This window comes from Brevibacterium epidermidis NBRC 14811, assembly GCF_001570805.1.
Classification (GTDB): domain Bacteria; phylum Actinomycetota; class Actinomycetes; order Actinomycetales; family Brevibacteriaceae; genus Brevibacterium; species Brevibacterium epidermidis.
The window spans coordinates 28,735-45,277 of record NZ_BCSJ01000018.1; the positions used below are offsets into that span (position 1 = coordinate 28,735).

15 protein-coding genes are annotated in these 16,543 nt (G+C 64.0%); 1 reads left to right on the plus strand and 14 read right to left on the minus strand.

Going from position 1 to position 16,543, the window contains the following annotated elements; translation table 11 throughout:
• Nucleotide 1 precedes the first annotated feature (1 nt).
• On the minus strand, nt 2–2,542 hold the full coding sequence (locus BEP01S_RS14675) for an ATP-dependent Clp protease ATP-binding subunit (protein WP_039206466.1): 2,541 nt from the start codon (nt 2,540–2,542) through the stop codon (nt 2–4).
• Nucleotides 2,543–2,692: 150 nt separating this feature from the next.
• On the opposite strand from BEP01S_RS14675, the gene BEP01S_RS14680 reads away from it, so the two are divergent.
• Nucleotides 2,693–3,583 (plus strand): macrolide 2'-phosphotransferase, encoded by an 891-nt coding sequence (locus BEP01S_RS14680; RefSeq protein WP_062244696.1) that lies wholly within the window; start codon nt 2,693–2,695, stop codon nt 3,581–3,583.
• A gap of 292 nt (nt 3,584–3,875) precedes the next feature.
• Here BEP01S_RS14680 and BEP01S_RS14685 read toward each other — a convergent pair whose 3' ends face one another.
• The 13 genes from BEP01S_RS14685 to BEP01S_RS14740 form a co-directional block, all read right to left on the minus strand.
• Nucleotides 3,876–4,205 (minus strand): histone-like nucleoid-structuring protein Lsr2, encoded by a 330-nt coding sequence (locus BEP01S_RS14685; protein WP_039206464.1) that lies wholly within the window; start codon nt 4,203–4,205, stop codon nt 3,876–3,878.
• A complete protein-coding gene (locus BEP01S_RS16870; protein WP_098730500.1) occupies nt 4,171–4,416 on the minus strand; it encodes a hypothetical protein in 246 nt (81 codons plus the stop codon). Before BEP01S_RS16870 ends, BEP01S_RS14685 begins: the two co-directional genes overlap by 35 nt.
• 5 nt (nt 4,417–4,421) lie before the next feature.
• Nucleotides 4,422–5,981 carry a lysine--tRNA ligase gene (gene lysS, locus BEP01S_RS14690; RefSeq protein WP_062244699.1) on the minus strand — a complete coding sequence of 520 codons (1,560 nt, stop codon included), beginning with the start codon at nt 5,979–5,981 and terminating at the stop codon, nt 4,422–4,424.
• A 44-nt stretch (nt 5,982–6,025) separates the two neighbouring features.
• On the minus strand, nt 6,026–6,916 hold the full coding sequence (locus BEP01S_RS14695; RefSeq protein WP_062244702.1) for a Rossmann-like and DUF2520 domain-containing protein: 891 nt from the start codon (nt 6,914–6,916) through the stop codon (nt 6,026–6,028).
• The gene (locus BEP01S_RS14700) at nt 6,913–8,772 is read right to left on the minus strand and encodes a PH domain-containing protein (RefSeq protein WP_062244705.1); all 1,860 of its coding nucleotides are present in this window, start codon (nt 8,770–8,772) and stop codon (nt 6,913–6,915) included. Before BEP01S_RS14700 ends, BEP01S_RS14695 begins: the two co-directional genes overlap by 4 nt.
• A 2-nt stretch (nt 8,773–8,774) precedes the next feature.
• Entirely contained in the window at nt 8,775–9,275 is a 501-nt protein-coding gene (locus tag BEP01S_RS14705; RefSeq protein WP_062244706.1) for a PH domain-containing protein, read from the minus strand.
• The gene (locus BEP01S_RS14710) at nt 9,272–9,733 is read right to left on the minus strand and encodes a DUF3180 domain-containing protein (RefSeq protein WP_062244710.1); all 462 of its coding nucleotides are present in this window, start codon (nt 9,731–9,733) and stop codon (nt 9,272–9,274) included. Before BEP01S_RS14710 ends, BEP01S_RS14705 begins: the two co-directional genes overlap by 4 nt.
• Before the next feature lie 13 nt (nt 9,734–9,746).
• Entirely contained in the window at nt 9,747–10,709 is a 963-nt protein-coding gene (gene folK, locus BEP01S_RS14715; RefSeq protein WP_062244713.1) for a 2-amino-4-hydroxy-6-hydroxymethyldihydropteridine diphosphokinase, read from the minus strand.
• Nucleotides 10,706–11,584 (minus strand): dihydropteroate synthase, encoded by an 879-nt coding sequence (folP, locus tag BEP01S_RS14720; RefSeq protein ID WP_218004348.1) that lies wholly within the window; start codon nt 11,582–11,584, stop codon nt 10,706–10,708. Before folP ends, folK begins: the two co-directional genes overlap by 4 nt.
• Nucleotides 11,585–11,608: 24 nt before the next feature.
• A complete protein-coding gene (gene folE, locus BEP01S_RS14725; RefSeq protein ID WP_039206458.1) occupies nt 11,609–12,232 on the minus strand; it encodes a GTP cyclohydrolase I FolE in 624 nt (207 codons plus the stop codon).
• Nucleotides 12,232–14,418: an ATP-dependent zinc metalloprotease FtsH gene (ftsH, locus tag BEP01S_RS14730; protein WP_062244716.1), complete on the minus strand. Its 2,187-nt coding sequence runs from the start codon at nt 14,416–14,418 to the stop codon at nt 12,232–12,234. The genes folE and ftsH overlap by 1 nt, the downstream gene beginning before the upstream one ends.
• A 179-nt stretch (nt 14,419–14,597) precedes the next feature.
• Nucleotides 14,598–15,149 (minus strand): hypoxanthine phosphoribosyltransferase, encoded by a 552-nt coding sequence (gene hpt, locus BEP01S_RS14735; protein WP_062244719.1) that lies wholly within the window; start codon nt 15,147–15,149, stop codon nt 14,598–14,600.
• 47 nt (nt 15,150–15,196) lie between these two features.
• Nucleotides 15,197–16,468: an MFS transporter gene (locus BEP01S_RS14740; RefSeq protein WP_062244722.1), complete on the minus strand. Its 1,272-nt coding sequence runs from the start codon at nt 16,466–16,468 to the stop codon at nt 15,197–15,199.
• Nucleotides 16,469–16,543: the final 75 nt, after the last annotated feature.

A 16,543-nucleotide genomic window follows, 5' to 3' on the forward strand; every position in this document is an offset into this window, starting at 1 on the left:
ATCAGGCCGATGTCTCCGAGGATCCGCTCGAACCGGACGAACCCAGACCTGCGAGTTCGCTGTCGGCGTCCTCCGCGGGCTTCAGGCTCTCGGTTTCGATGCCTTCGAAGGTGAACTCAGCGTCCTTTCCTTCACCCTTGACGTCGACCTTGATGGTCTGGCCGCGTCCGATCTCCTTGAACAGGATCTTCTCCGACAGCGTGTCCTCGATCTCGAGCTGGATGGTCCGACGCAGCGGACGGGCACCCAGGACGGGATCGTAGCCGCGCTCGGCGAGCAGATCCTTCGCCTCGGACGTGACTTCGACCTTCATGCCCTGATCGGCCAGGCGGACGTCGAGGCGTTCGAGGAAGAGATCGACGATCTTGATGATCTCGGTCATGCTCAGCTGCGGGAACACGATCGTGTCATCGACACGGTTGAGGAACTCGGGACGGAAGTGCTGCTTGAGCTCTTCGTTGACCCGCTGCTTCATCCGGTCGTAGTTGGTCTTCGTGTCACCCTCGACCTGGAATCCGAGCTGGAGTCCACTCGAGACATCACGCGTACCGAGGTTGGTCGTCATGATGATGATGGTGTTCTTGAAGTCCACCTCACGACCCTGCGAGTCGGTCAGGCGACCGTCTTCGAGGATCTGCAGCAGCGAGTTGAAGATGTCCGAGTGGGCCTTCTCCACCTCGTCGAAGAGGACGACCGAGAACGGCTTGCGGCGGACCTTCTCCGTGAGCTGACCGCCCTCTTCGTAGCCGACGTATCCCGGAGGCGAACCGAACAGTCGCGAGACCGTGTGCTTCTCCGAGTATTCGGACATATCGAGGCTGATGAGCGAATCCTCATCACCGAAGAGGAACTCCGAGAGTGCCTTGGCCAGCTCGGTCTTGCCGACGCCCGTGGGGCCGGCGAAGATGAACGAACCGGAGGGACGCTTCGGATCCTTCAGTCCTGCGCGGGTACGACGGATCGCCCGCGAGATCGCCTTGACTGCGTCGTCCTGACCGATGACGCGCTTGTGCAGCTCGTCTTCCATCCGCAGCAGACGCGAGGACTCTTCCTCGGTGAGCTTGAAGATCGGAATACCGGTGGCAGAGGCGAGCACTTCGGCGATGAGATCGGCGTCGACGACCTTGGAGGTGTCGGTGCCGGACTTGCGCCAAGCCTCGGTCTGCTCTTCCTTCTCCTTCTGCAGCTTCATCTCGGAGTCGCGCTCCGAGGCTGCCAGTTCGAAGTCCTGAGCATCGATGGCGGCTTCCTTGCGGTGGCGGGCCTCGAGGATCTTCTCCTCCAGGTCACGGACCTCCTGGGGAACCGACAGACGCGAGATGCGCAGCTTGGCACCGGCTTCGTCGATGAGGTCGATCGCCTTGTCCGGCAGGTACCGGTCGTTGATGTAGCGATCGGACATGTTCACGGCGGCAGCCAGGGCACCGTCGGTGACGGTGACCTTGTGGTGCGCTTCGTATTTATCGCGCAGACCCTTGAGGATCTCGATCGAATGCGCCAGCGACGGTTCGGGAACCTGGATCGGCTGGAACCGGCGCTCAAGAGCGGCATCCTTCTCGATGTGCTTGCGGTACTCGTCCAGAGTGGTCGCACCGATGGTCTGCAGCTCTCCGCGAGCCAGCATGGGCTTGAGGATCGAAGCGGCATCGATCGCACCTTCGGCGGCTCCCGCACCCACCAGGGTGTGGATCTCGTCGATGAAGAGGATGATGTCGCCGCGGGTGCGGATCTCCTTGAGCACCTTCTTCAGGCGCTCTTCGAAGTCACCGCGGTAGCGGGAGCCCGCGACCAGCGAACCGAGGTCGAGGGTGTAGAGCTGCTTGTCGGTGAGGATCTCGGGCACTTCGCCGTTGACGATGGCTTGTGCGAGTCCTTCGACGACAGCGGTCTTGCCGACGCCGGGTTCACCGATGAGGACCGGGTTGTTCTTCGTGCGGCGCGAGAGGATCTGCATCACGCGCTGCATCTGCTCGTGGCGGCCGATGACCGGGTCGAGCTTGGCCTCGCGGGCTTCAGCGGTGAGGTTGGTGCCGAACTGGTCGAGCACGAGCGATCCCGAGGGGGTTCCCTCTTCGCGACCGCCGGCGGACACGGGTTCCTTGCCCTGGTAGCCCGACAGCAGCTTGATGACTTCCTGACGGACGCGTCCGAGGTCCGCGCCGAGCTTGACGAGCACCTGCGCGGCAACGCCTTCGCCCTCACGGATGAGGCCGAGCAGAATGTGCTCGGTGCCGATGTAGCTGTGACCCAGCTGCAGTGCTTCACGGAGGCTGAGCTCGAGGACCTTCTTCGCCCGCGGGGTGAAGGGAATGTGGCCGCTCGGAGCCTGCTGACCCTGACCGATGATCTCCTGAACCTGGTCGCGCACCTGCTCGAGGGAGATGTCCATGCCCTCCAGAGCCTTCGCTGCCAGACCTTCACCCTCGTGGATGAGGCCGAGCAGAATGTGCTCGGTGCCGATGTAGTTGTGTTTGAGAAGTTTCGCTTCTTCCTGCGCGAGCACCACAACGCGTCGTGCTCGGTCGGTGAACCGCTCGAACATATTCATCCTCCTCGGTCTTCTGATTCTTCTGAGCCTAACCACCACGACCGCGGTTCTATTGCACGTTTCGCCATGAGCCGAAAGCGTTTGGCTGTGGGCGAAATTCTCTAGACTCGAGAGTCACGCGGCGCAGACAGAGAGGTTGCCGACATGTCCACCGACCAATCGACCATCACAGAGCTGGCCCGGGCCCATGGCCTTCACATCATTGCCGATTCCATCGTCATCAACGAGCTTGGCCTCGATTTCCAGGTCGCCATCGCCGAGGCGGTCGACGGAGATTCGTGGGTGCTTCGGATACCTCGGCGTCCGGATGTGTCCGCCCGTGCCGCCGTCGAGGACCGTTTCCTGAGAGCCATCGCACCGCACCTGAGCATCGCGGTCCCCGATTGGCAGATACACACCGAGGAGCTCATCGCGTACCCGCTGCTGCCGGGAACTCCCGGACTGACGATCGATGACAGTGGACAGCCGCAGTGGCATTTCGATGTCGAGTCCCCCGAATACGCTGCGTCGCTCGGATCATTCCTCGCCGAACTCCACACCGTCGCCCCGGAAGCTGTCCGTGGCTCCGGGATCTCGGAGTACTCCCCCGCCGAGATCCGGCAGCGCAAGCGAGACGATATCGATCAGGTCGCATCGGAGTTCGACGTGGCACCGCACCTGCTCCGGCGGTGGACCGCGTGGCTCGACGACGACAGCTATTGGCCGACGTTCACGACCGTGACCCACGGCGAGGTGTATCCGGCGCATCAGCTCATGGACGGACCCGTGAACCTGAGCATCCTCGACTGGACGACGGCCTCGATCGGCGATCCGGCCCGCGATTTCATATTCCACCACTCCAGCGTTTCGGCTTCGGCGTTCGAAGCGACGACTGCGCGATATGTGGAAGCCGGTGGTCGGGTCTGGCCCAGATTCGCCGAGCACTGTGGCGAGCTCTACTCGATGTCGCCTGTCGAATTAGGTCTTTTCGCATTGCAGACGGAAGTACCGGAGTATTTGGACGCGGCAAAGGCTCAACTCAACCCGAACGACTGAACCACCAACATAATCGGCTCGATACTCAGCAGAGTTTCCTCGCACACACTTCAGGCTCCCTTGATTCGTGACTCACATCATCGAATCATTTGCCGGATCATTGATCGATATGATCTTCAACTACTCAGTGTCTGGCAATTGTCTGTGTTGTTTGATCACTGATGTTCTGCTACATCGTTCGAAGAGGCATTTGATAATGCCGGGAACGCATATAAAAGACCCGAGGGGCCAGCGATTCAATTCGCTGACCCCTCGGGTCTAATCGGAAGTTATCGGCTTTCGAATGAGCCTCTTACTTCTCCGCTGCTTCGTATGCTTCGACGATCTCCAGTGGGATCCGTCCGCGGTCACCGAGCTGGTATCCGTTGTTCTGGGCCCACTCGCGGATCTTCGCCGTGTCCCGCTTGGGACCTGACGAACCCGCACGGCGGCCACGGCCACCGGTGTTGGCTACACGACGTGCTTTGGCGATGAATGGGGCGAACGTTTCGCGGAGCTTTTCGGCATTCTCGGTTGAGAGCTCGAGTTCATACGTTGCCTGGTCGAGGCTGAAGCGAACGGTTTCCGCCGCTTCGCTTCCGTCGAAATCATCCGTGAGAACGAGGCGCATTTCCCTTGCCATGTTCACTCTTTTCGTAATCAGAGGATTTTGTCGATGTCATCTTAACATCCGTTTCGGGATTATCGTCGACTTCGCTAACTTCAATCTCTGAATAGTATTTATCAACCTGTTCGCGTTCATTGCGATCTGCGCGGATGATATTCCGGAACACATACCAGAACAGCAATCCCACACAGATCGACGGGAGCAGCGCTTTGAGGATATCCAACATCGTAATCAGCCCTCCTGAGCCGAGTCCTCCTGCGAAGAAGCCAAAGGCTTAGTGAATGGGAACAGAATGGTTTCGCGGATTCCCAGACCCGTCAGTGCCATGAGCAGACGGTCGAGTCCCATTCCCATTCCGCCGGTCGGCGGCATTCCGTGCTCCATCGCCATGAGGAAGTCCTCGTCGAGGCCCATCGCCTCATCGTCACCGCGGGCGGCGTCGGCAGCCTGGGCTTCGAAGCGCTGACGCTGGATGATCGGGTCGACGAGCTCCGAATAGCCGGTAGCCAGCTCGAAGCCGCGGACGTACAGATCCCACTTCTCCACGACGCCCTTCTTCGTCCGGTGCTCACGCACCAGAGGTGAGGTGTCGACGGGGAAATCGGTGACGAAGGTCGGAGCCCACAGCTTGTCCTGGTAGAAGTGCTCCCACAGCTCTTCGACGTACTTTCCGTGTGAGCGGAAGACTCCGCCCAGGTCGACGTTGTTGTCTGCGGCGATCTTGTCGAGCACGTCCAGACCGGTCTCCGGGGTCACCTCGACGCCGGATTCCTCGGACAGGGAGTCGTACATGCTCACGACCGGCCAGTCTCCGCCGAAGTCGTATTCGGTGCCGTCGTCGAGTGTGACGACGAGCGATCCGGTGGCTTCCTGAGCGGCGTTCTGGATCAGGGTCTTCGTCAGATCGGCGATCGAGTGGTAGTCGCCGAAGGACTGGTAGGCCTCGAGCATCGCGAATTCCGGGGAGTGAGTGGAGTCAGCGCCCTCATTGCGGAAGTTGCGGTTGATCTCGAAGACGTTCTCGATTCCGCCGACGATCGCCCGCTTGAGGAACAGCTCCGGGGCGATGCGCAGGTACATGTCGATGTCGTAGGCGTTCATATGCGTCTTGAACGGACGCGCGGCGGCACCGCCGTGCATGGTCTGCAGCATCGGCGTCTCGATCTCGACGAATTCCTGGTCTGCGAAGGTCTTCCGCAGTGAGGACATCACCTTTGCGCGGGTGAGCATGGTCTCCCGGGCCTGTTCGCGGGTGATGAGGTCGAGGTAGCGCTGGCGGACGCGAGTGTCCTCGGCGAGTTCGGTGTGCAGTCCGGGCAGCGGGCGGATGGCCTTCGATGCCATGGTCCAGGAGTCCGCGAGCACGGAGAGCTCACCGCGCTTGGACTTGATGACTCGTCCGTGCAGGAACAGGAAGTCGCCGAGGTCGACATCGGTCTTGAAGTCATCGAGGCGTTCCTGCCCGACTTCGCGCAGCGAGAGCATGCCCTGCAGGCGGGTGCCGTCACCGGCCTGCAGTGTGACGAAGCAGAGTTTGCCGGTGGTGCGGACGAAGACTACGCGGCCGATGACGCCGACGACGTCGTCGGTCTCCTCCCCCGTTTCGAGTCCGTCGTGGGCGGCGTGGACCTCGGCGAGGCTGTGGGTGCGGGGCACCGTGACCGGGTAGGCGTCGGTTCCGTCATCGAGGAGACGCTGGCGCTTGTCCTTACGGATCCGGATCTGTTCCGGATCGAGGTGTTCGGGTGAAAGGTCTGCGTTCTCAGGTGTCTTCGAGTCGGTATTCGCCATGCTTCAAGGCTACCGTGGACGGGCCGTACGGGGTAATTCGGCGGTCAGTCCAGAGCAGTCAGAATCTGCTGTGCCTGGGCTTCTGTGATCCGTCCCATTGCCAGCGCCTTCGCGGCCGTCGATCGGGCGAGTGCGATATAGCTGTTGCGCACGGACGGGTTCGACCGACTGAGGCTGAACTCGCTCAGCGCCGCCAGGTGCGCTTCGACGGTTCCGACGTCACCGCGACTGATCGGGCCGGTCAGCGCCTTGGGCCCGTTCTGCATGGTGTTGGCGACACTGGCATCGACGAGGGCGTGGAGGACGGCCGAGGGATCGGCGACCCCCGCCTCGCTGAGCAGTTCCATGGCTTCAGCGAGGATCGTGATCGAATGATTCGAAGCATGCGTGATTGCCGCGTGGTAGAGGGGACGGTCCGCCTCGGCGATGTCGATCGGTTCGGCACCGAGTTCGACGACGAGGGCCTCCCCCACCGGGCGGATCGGTGCGGGTGCGGTGACCGCGATCGTCGCCTGCCGCAGTCGGCTGAGATCGACCTCGGTTCCGGTGAACGTCAGGGACGGGTGCAGGGCGATGGGCAGAGCGCCGAGGCTGGTCCCGGCTTCGAGGACGTCCGTTCCGTACCGGCCGGAGCAGTGCATGAGGATCTGTCCGGCGTGGATGTGTCCGAGGTTCGCCAGTCCTGTCACCAATGGTGCGATCTCGTCATCGGGGACGGCGATGAGGACGAGTTCGGCGCGTTCGGTGATCTCGTCGGGGTCGAGGACGGGCACTCCGTGCAGCATCTCTTCGGCCCGTTCGAGGCTCGCCTCCGAGGTGGCGCTGACTCCGATGATCGCGTGCCCGGCCTGCCTCCAGGCGGCTCCGATGGTGGCTCCGACTCGGCCACAGCCGATGATTCCGATGCCCAGCCTCGGTGCGTCGCCCTGGTTCATCCTTCGTCCTCCTCAAGGGTCTGTGTTCGGTTAGTGTGGGCACTCTTCGCCGCCGCGTCGAAGGTCTGGCGGGCGATCCGAGTGCGTTCGGCATGTTCGTTGAAGAAGCGTTTGGCTCCGTCCATGCTCTGGTGCTTCACGAGCGGGGTGATGGGTCCGGCCGTCGAATGCACGGCCACCGACCCCAGGTTGAGCGCCCGCATCAGCGGTCCCTGATAGTAGCGCAGGGATTGGACGCGCACATGCGGCACGAAGTCGACGCGACGGTCGAGGATGCCCAGGCGCAGCACGAGCATCGAATCGGTGAGCGCATAGGCCCGTCGTTTCCATACGAACGGGTCGACCAGTCGCGACGATCGCGGCTGCGGGTGGAACAGCTCTTCGGCCGCGGCTGCGTTCGGGTCGGCAGACTTCCGGTCGTACATCGCCGAGCGCACCAAGGTGTCGGCGCCGATGCCCTCGGGCAGCTGCGGATCCGGCAGTGAGAGACCGACCATGAGCAGTGCCTGGTCGATGTCGCCGACGGGCAGCAGCAGGTTCGACTCGGTCTTCCCGCCGTCACTGGCGATATTGAATTGGGCCTCCCACCATCCGGCCCACCGCCACAGCAGGGGCTGGTGCAGGGCCACTGCCTGGATGCGGTCGAGCGGAATGACCTTGCGCGAGGTGGAGAAGAGTCCGTGGTTGACCGCCAGTCCGTTCTCGCCGAGGCGGACGACGAAGTTCGCATTGTCGAGGTTCTTCCGGAACACGGAGAACGCCATGAAGACACCGGGCAGGACACCGACGAGGATCGGGAAGAACGCCTCTTTGATTCCGAAGGCCAAGAGCACGATCGCCGTGATGACGACGATGATGACGACGGCCACGGACACCAGGGTCTCGGCCTTGAGCAGGGAGGAGACGACGACCCGGTGGACGGGCACGCGGATGATCTCACCCTCGTCGCCCACCCGCGGATTGAGATTGTATGGGGCGAGCAGGTCGCCGAGGCTGGATTCGGCTTCTTCGGAGACTTCATCGGCAAGGGTGCCCAGTCGCTTCGTCAGCCGCACACCGAGGCTGTCCCCGCCTCGTTCCGGAACCGACAGATCGGTTCCGGACTGCCCACCGGGCCCCGAGGCGCCGTCGGCCGGGCCGGTGACCCCGGACGAGTCCGCACCGAGATCCGCTGCCGCACCGTCGGCCGCAACCTCGGAACCGACCGACCCGTCACCGACCGGACCGGACGCGGACGAAGCGGATCCGGGGATGCCGGGAGTCGCCTCGGTGCGGGTGTGTCCCTGTCTGCGGGAGCGGACGGCGGAGAGAAGTTCGTCGCGCAGCTCTTCGGCCCGCTTCTTCGACAGATACTTCAGGGAGATGTTCGAGTCGGTGCCGCCGGCGACGTCGAAGACGAGTTCGGCCATGCCGAGCAGTCGCGGCAGCAGCTTCTGCTGCAGATCGATGGACTGCACGCGGTCGAGTCGGGCCTTGCGCAGCTTCTTCGACAGCAGTCCGCGCCGATAGTAGATCGCTTCGGCGTCGACGCGATAGCCCATGACTCGCCACGCCAGCCAGCTGAAGAGAGCGGTGAGCAGGAGGACGAGGATGATTCCGCCGACGACGGCGAGGATCACCAGCGGATGGGCGCCCAGCCATTCGGCGAAGGTGAGGTTGACGGAACGGCCGGACGCGAGGTCTTCGACGGCGCTCTGGAAGAAGTTCTGCAGACCGTAGGCCGCGGCGACGAAGATACCGACGAGAACGCCGAGGCTCTCGAGAATCGGCGTCAGCGGATGGACGCGGTGCCAGACCTCCGGTGCGGCCGCCTCGGTGCTGGCGTTCGGGTTGTCGGGCGAGGGTTCGTCGCTCATGGTCACAGTCCGGCGAGATTGGCCTGGCCGAGTCCGGCGAGGCTGTCGCGCAGGCGATCGGCTTCGGCACGGGGCAGACCGGGGATCGTCGCGTCGGTCGCGGCGGAGGCCGTGTGGAGTTTGACGGTGGCCAGGCCGAACATGCGGTCGATGGGGCCGGCGTCGACGTCGACGAACTGGAGTCGGCCGTAGGGCACGACGGTGGCGCGGTGGAACATGATCCCGCGGCGGACGAGCAGGTCGTCCTCACGTTCGGCATAGCCGATGGCGCGGGCCTGGCGGAGGATGATGATCGTCGAGATGATGCCGTACGCCAGGACGGCGATCCAGATCACGTGCAGCCAGGGCACCTCGGAGGTGAAGATGATCGCGAAGACCAGGGCGGCGATGAACAGCGGGACGAGCAGCGTCAGTGAGGCGAGGACCTCTTTCAGCCCGTACTTCGGGCTGATCCGGTTGAAGGGCACATCGGCTCCGATGGAGAAGGAGAGGTCGCGGTTCATGCTGTTTCAGCTCCCGGCGGGTCTTGGGGTGGGATCTCGCAGAATCCCTCGACGATCATACCGACGATCATGAGCACGGCGGCGGAGATCATTGCGACAAGCATACCTGCGGCGATGTCGTTGCGGATCCCCGGCGCGGACAGGAAGTAGTACCCCGCGTTGCCGAGGTACCAGCCGGAGAGACCGGCCCCGGTCAGGGCGCTGGCCTTGGCCATGATCGCGACTCTCGCCGCTTGGAGCGGGTCGATCTCCTTCGTCCGGTCCCCGTCGTTCCATTTCTTGATGGGCCAACCGAGCAGCAGAAGGATAGCGGAGAGCACGAGCATGCCGATGACTGCGAACCATGGCAGGCCGGGCAGTGAGAACCCTTGGCTTTCGAGCACCACGTCGGCCACGACCGCGAGAACCGTGCCGATGACGGCCCAGACTGCGAGGGTGGACGAGGAGGTTCTCTGCATGGTTCCCAGTCTCTCAGATCGCGGTCGGTTCTCCAGAGGTGATTCGGTCGATGTCCTGGTCGTCGAGTTCGGCCAGAACCGCGCTGATGGGGCGGCGCCCCTGCGGGGTGTCGATGAGTGTGTCTCCGACGAGCTCGGCCCACGGAGCGAGGACGAAGGCGCGTTCGTGGGCGCGTGGGTGCGGCAGCGTCAGTCGCGGGGTCTGGCTGCGCAGCTCCTCGTCCTCGGTTCCGAAGCGGATGAGGTCGATGTCGAGGGTGCGCGGTCCCCACCGGAGTTCGCGCGTGCGCCCGCAGGCGACTTCGATCCCCTGCGCCACCGAGAGCAGTTCGAGTGCCGGCAGCGTGGTGGTCACGAGCACTCCGAGGTTGAGGAAGTCGTCCTGTTCGACTCCGCCCCAAGGTGCGGTGCGGAAGAGTGAGGACCGGCGGGTGACAGTGATGTCCGGGTGACGGTCGAGGGCCGCCACTGCCTGGTCGAGGGTGTCCGCAGCATCGCCGATGTTCGCCCCGAGGTTGAGATAGGCTTCGGTCCCCCCGTCCTTCGCGCTGTCCGTGTCAGGCGCGGAGGTCGCGGGATTGACGGTCTCCCCCGCCGAGGCGGTGGTGCGGCTGCGTTCGACGCGGATGCGCACATCGTCGAAGGTCCGTTGGATCGGTGCCGAGGGTTTGTGGACGACGACTTCGACGTGCTCGCACAGGCTCAGGCAGTGGTCGGCGATGCGTTCGGCCAGGGTTTCGATGAGGTCGAAGGTGTTGTTCTCGACGATTCCCGCAACATCTTCGGCGAGTTCGCCGTAGTGGATCGTCTCGGCGAGATCGTCGGTGGCTGCGGCGCGTGCGACCGAGGTGTGGAGGGTGACGTCGATGACGAAGTCCTGGCCTTCGCGCTTCTCGAAGTCGAAGACGCCGTGGTTGCCGCGGACCGTGAGTCCGCGCAGTTCGATGCGGTCGGGGGCCGCCTCGGTGCCGGTCATCGTTCGGTTCCCTCGTTGTCGATGTTCGCTGCGGGGTTCGCTGCTGAGGAGTGTTCCCTGACCGCGGCGACGACCTTGCAGGCGACCGCCGAGGTGGCCGGATCGTGGACGCGGACCGCCCAGGCTCCGGCCTGTGCGGAGATCGCGGAGATCGTGGCCGTGGCTTGATCCTTCGCCGCCTGTTCGGCCTGTTTCGGGTCGTCGGGGGTGAGCAGGGACGCGATGAAGCGCTTCCGGCTGGCTGCGACGAGGAGCCTGTGGTCGAGAGCGGAGAATTCGTCGAGCGCGCCTAGCAGCTGCCAGTTGTGTTCGGCGTTCTTCGAGAATCCGAGGCCGGGGTCGACGATGATGTTCGCAGGGTCGACGCCGACGGCGATGGCTTCGTCGATGCGGGTGCGCAGTTCGGCGATCACCTCGGCGACGACATCGTCGTAGTGGAAGGTGGCCGAGGCCTGATCGAGGTAGCCGCGCCAGTGCATGAGCACGATGGGGGCCCCGGATTCTGCGGCGACGCTGAGCATAGTCGGATCCGACTGCCCGGCGGAGACGTCATTGATGATGTGCGCACCAACCTCCAGGGATTCTGCGGCAACACTGGCACGCATCGTGTCGACGCTGATGACGGCTCCGGCGGCAGCGAGCTCACGGACGACCGGGATGACTCGGCGCAGCTCTTCGGCTTCGTCGACGCGAGCCGATCCAGGACGCGTCGACTCCCCTCCGACGTCGATGATGTCGGCGCCGTTGGCCATGAGTTCGAGCCCGTGGGCGACAGCCCGGTCGTGGTCGAACCACAGTCCGCCGTCGGAGAAGGAATCGGGGGTGACGTTGAGGACGCCCATGATCTGCGTCGTCTTCACTGCTGCATCGTCCATCGCTGTGGGATCCGTGTTCCGGCCTCAGCGGCCGAGGATGAGACTCATCGCTTCTGCTCGGGAGGCGCTTTCGCGCAGCTGCCCGCGCACGGCCGAGGTGATCGTCGAGGCTCCGGGTTTGCGGACGCCGCGCATGGTCATGCACAGGTGTTCGGCTTCGACGACGACGATGACGCCCTGTGGGTCGAGATGCTCGACGAGCGCATCGGCGATCTGCGAGGTCAGGCGTTCCTGCACCTGCGGGCGACGAGCATAGATCTCGACGAGGCGGGCCAGTTTCGACAGCCCTGTGACCTTGCCGTTCTTGCTCGGGATGTAGCCGATGTGGGCGACGCCGTGGAAGGGTACGAGGTGGTGTTCGCAGGTGGAGTAGAGGTCGATATCGCGGACGAGGACGAGTTCCTCGTGGCTGATGTCGAAGGTGACGCCGAGGACTTCTGCCGGGTCGCGGTGGAGTCCGGCGAAGATCTCCTCATAGGCCCTGGCCACTCGGTCCGGGGTCTCGAGCAGACCTTCGCGGTCGGGGTCTTCGCCCACGGCGATGAGGATCTCACGCACGGCAGCGGCGATGCGCGCTTGGTCGACCTTGTTCGCCTGCCCTGTGGGGGCGGGGCCGAGACCGGCGGAGACCTCTTCGATATCGGCCATCAGTCGTTGTTCCCTCTGTCTTCGTTCGTGCCATTCGTCGTCGGTCCCCCGGTTCCGGGACCACCCGTGCCGGGTCCTCCGGTCGGTCCCCCGGTGGGGCCGCCCGTCGGGCCGGTCGGGCCGTTGGGGTTCTCGGGGCCCGGAGGGTTGTGCGGGACGTGGGGTCCGCTGACACCCGTGGGTCCGCCTCCGGGGATGTCGGTGGTGTCCACCTCGGCCCCGGTCGATCCTTCACCGTCGTTGCGCTCACTCAGCGGTGCCGGCGGGTCGATGGGGCCGCGTTCGGATACGGGACGATCATCGTGGGCCAGCCACACTTCGCGGGTGGGGCGTTTGACGACGGGGGCGAAGATCTCCGTGAGGGCGGCCTGATCCAGCGTTTCGCGCTCAAGCAGCTGGTAGGCGAGGTTGTCGAGGACATCGCGGTTGTGCGTCAGCGCCCAGTAGGCGTCGGCGTGTGCGGAGTCTATGAGGCCGCGGACTTCGCGATCGATCGAGGACAGAGTCGAGTCCCCGTATTCGTCGCCGCCGCCGTAGCCGCGCCCGGCGAAGGGCTCGGACTGGTCGTCGCCGATCTTCACCATGCCCAGCTTCTCGCTCATTCCGTACTGAGTGACCATCTTCCGGGCGATGTTCGTCGCCTTCTCGATGTCGTTGCTGGCGCCGGTGGTCGGATCGTGGAAGACGATCTCCTCGGCCACGCGCCCACCCATGGCGTAGGCGAGCTGGTCGAGCAGCTCGTTGCGCGTCGTCGAGTACTTGTCCTCGCTGGGCAAGACCATCGTGTAGCCCAGAGCCCGTCCGCGTGGGAGGATCGTGACCTTCGTGACCGGGTCGGTCTGGTTCATGGCCGCGGCGACGAGGGCGTGACCGCCCTCGTGGTAGGCGGTGACGAGGCGTTCCTTGTCGTTCATCAGCCGGGTCCGCTTCTGCGGGCCGGCGATGACTCGGTCAATGGCTTCGTCGAGGATCCGGTTGTCGATGACCTTCGCGTTCTCACGCGCGGTGAGCAGGGCCGCCTCGTTGAGGACGTTCGCCAGGTCGGCACCGGAGAATCCGGGGGTCCGCTTCGCGACCTGACCGAGGTCGACTTCGTCGGCCAGCGGCTTGTCGGCAGCGTGGACCTCGAGGATGTGCTTGCGGCCCTTCATGTCCGGGGCTTCGACGGGGATCTGCCGGTCGAAGCGGCCCGGGCGCAGCAGCGCCGGGTCGAGGACGTCGGGACGGTTGGTCGCTGCGATGAGGATGACGTTGGTCTTGACGTCGAATCCGTCCATCTCGACGAGCAGCTGGTTGAGCGTCTGTTCGCGCTCATCGTGTCCGCCGCCCATTCCTGCACCGCGCTGGCGTCCGACGGCGTCGATCTCGTCGATGAAGATGATGCACGGGGCGTTCGACTTCGCCTGTTCGAACAGGTCACGCACACGGGAGGCACCGACTCCGACGTACATCTCGACGAAGTCGGAACCGGAGATCGAGTAGAACGGGACTCCGGCCTCACCGGCAACGGCCTTGGCCAGCAGGGTCTTGCCCGTACCGGGCTGACCGTAGAGGAGCACACCCTTGGGGATCTTCGCTCCCACGGCCTTGAACTTCTCCGGTTCGGCGAGGAACTCCTTGATCTCTTCGAGCTCTTCGAGGGCCTCGTCGACTCCGGCGACGTCCTTGAAAGTGACGTCCGGGTTCTCCTTGTTGACGAGCTTCGCCTTCGACTTGCCGAAGTTCATCATCTTCCCGCCCGACATCTGCGAGATGAGGAACCAGAAGACGACGAAGATGATGACGAACGGGATGAGCGTGCCCAGCAGCGACATCAGCCACGACTGCTTGGGAACCTCATCGGTGAAGCCCTTGTCCGGGCTGGCGGAGTCGACGGCCTTGACGACCTGCTCGCCGCGCTGTTCGACGTAGAAGAACTGGACCTTCTTGCCGAAGTCCTTGTCCTCGACCTTGAAGTCGTCTTTGAGAGTGAGGTCGACGCGTTGGTCCTTGTCGACGATCTTGGCCTGTTCGACCTTGTCGTCCTTGAGCAGCTGCAGACCCTGTTCGGTGTCGATCTGGCTGAACCCGGACTGGCTGAACAGCAGAGCACCGATCGATACGACGAGCAGTGCCAGGACGATCCAGACCAATGGGCCCTTCGTCGCCTTGTTCAGCAGGGGGCGACGTTTGTTCGACTCGGCCATAAGTCCTCTCAGGAAAAAGATGTGGGCAACCGTTTCAGGCTACCGAGGCTGCCTGGGAACATCCCCCACAGCCTAGTACTTCGCACCCCTATAGCCCGAATGCGTGCCGAATCTATTCCGTCACAGACCCCGGACCCGGCCCGGGTTCGCCGCGGGCGTAAAAAGCGGTGCGGTCAGGCTCAGCTGTAGACGTGTTGAGCCAGGGTCGCGACGAACGGCACGTTGCGGTACTTCTCCGCGTAGTCCAGTCCGTAGCCGATGACGAATTCGTTGGGCACATCGAAGCCGACGTATTTGACGTCGATATCGACCTTGACGGCTTCGGGCTTGCGCAGCATTGTGCAGATCTCGACGGTTGCGGCTCCGCGGGTGCGCAGGTTCTGGATCAGCCAGGACAGGGTGAGGCCGGAGTCGATGATGTCTTCGACGATGAGGACGTGACGGTCGGTGAGGTCGGTATCGAGGTCCTTGAGGATCCGCACGACGCCGGAGGACTTCGTGCCCGATCCGTAGGAGGACACTGCCATCCAGTCCATCGTCACCGGTGAGTGCAGGGCACGGGCGAGGTCGGCCATGACCATGACCGCACCCTTGAGGACGCCGACGAGGAGGATGTCCTTGTCCTTGTAGTCTTCATCGATGGCGGCGGCCAATTCAACGAGTCGTGCGGCTATCTGCTCTTCCGAAACGAGTACTTTTTCGATGTCATTGCCGAGATCGTTGATGTCCACGAGTGTCGATTCTCCTCAGAAGCGGGTCCTTGAGATTCCATTATGGGTCACTTTGCCTCACCGGTGCCACCGTGCCCGGAAGTCGGTGCCAGTTCGTCGTCGACATTCCCCGGACCTGCCGACAGCCAGCCGGTGATCGCCATGAGCGCGGAGATGATGACCATGAACCACAGCGGCACCTGCCAACCGCCGCTGAGGCCGAGCAGTCCGCCCACCGCCAACGGGCACAGCGCGGCGAGCACGTAGCCCGTGGACTGGACGAAAGCCGAGGTCGAGGCCGTGACAGAGACTTCGCGGGTGCGAGAGGTGATCAGGGCGAGCGCAGCGGGGAACGCGAACCCGCCGTAGCCGAGCAGGACCGCCCACAGCCAGGGGACGGTGGCCGGGCTGAGCAGCAGTCCCGTATAGCCGATGACGGCGCTGACGCCGAAGGAGACGAGGAAGGCTCGCGGGGCGATGTTGCGAACGATGATCTGCGGGGCGAGGAATCCGCCGGGCAGTCCGCCGAAGGTCACAATGGTGAGCATGATTCCGGCGAGGAAGGGGTCGAGCCCGGCATCGCGGTAGATCTGCGGCAGCCAACCGAACTGGACATAGGCGTTGGCCGATTGGAGGCCGAAGAATATCGCCATATACCGAGCCTTGGGTGAGGTGAAGACCGCTCGCCGAGGCGGCGCTTCCACCCGTTCGCCCCCGGGCTCCGCCGCCTGTCCGGAGAGGACGGGCACGGACTTCAGGGTCCGCAGCACCGACCAGGTGATGAGTGCGGAGAAAGGCAGCACCACCCAGAAGCCGAGGCCGACGCGCCACCCGCCGAAGGCTTCAGCCAGGGGTGCAGTGAACAGCGAGGGCAGCATCGAACCGAGTCCCAGCGAGACGGTGAACGTCGTCGCGCCCAAGGTGGGCCGGTGTGGGAAGCGGGACTTGACGTAGACGGGCAGGATGACATTGCCGATCGACATTCCGGCCAGGGCGAGGACCGTGAGCAGAGCGAAGGCCACCCATTCGGTGACGACCGCGCGCAGACCGACGCCGGCGACGATGAAGGCGGCGCTCATGGCCAGGGCCGTGAATAGACCGAGTCGTTTGAGCACGGGTACGGCGATGATGCCGCAGATGGCGAAGACGAGTCCCGGCAGTGCCGTGAGCAGACCTGTCTGCCATTCGGCCAGGGAGAATCCGTCTTTGACCTCGGAGAGCACGGGCCCCAGGGAGGAGGCGGCCGGGCGCAGTGAGGCGCCGATGAGGACGAGGCAGGCCAGGGCCAGAACGTCGAGGCCGCGGGAGCGTCGGAACCCCTGCTCGGGCGAAGTCGTCATGGCCTCATCCTTTCAGACTGCTGTTGCTGTGGTACACGCGGGCCACGGGCCTCCCGAGCGCACAATCGAGCACAA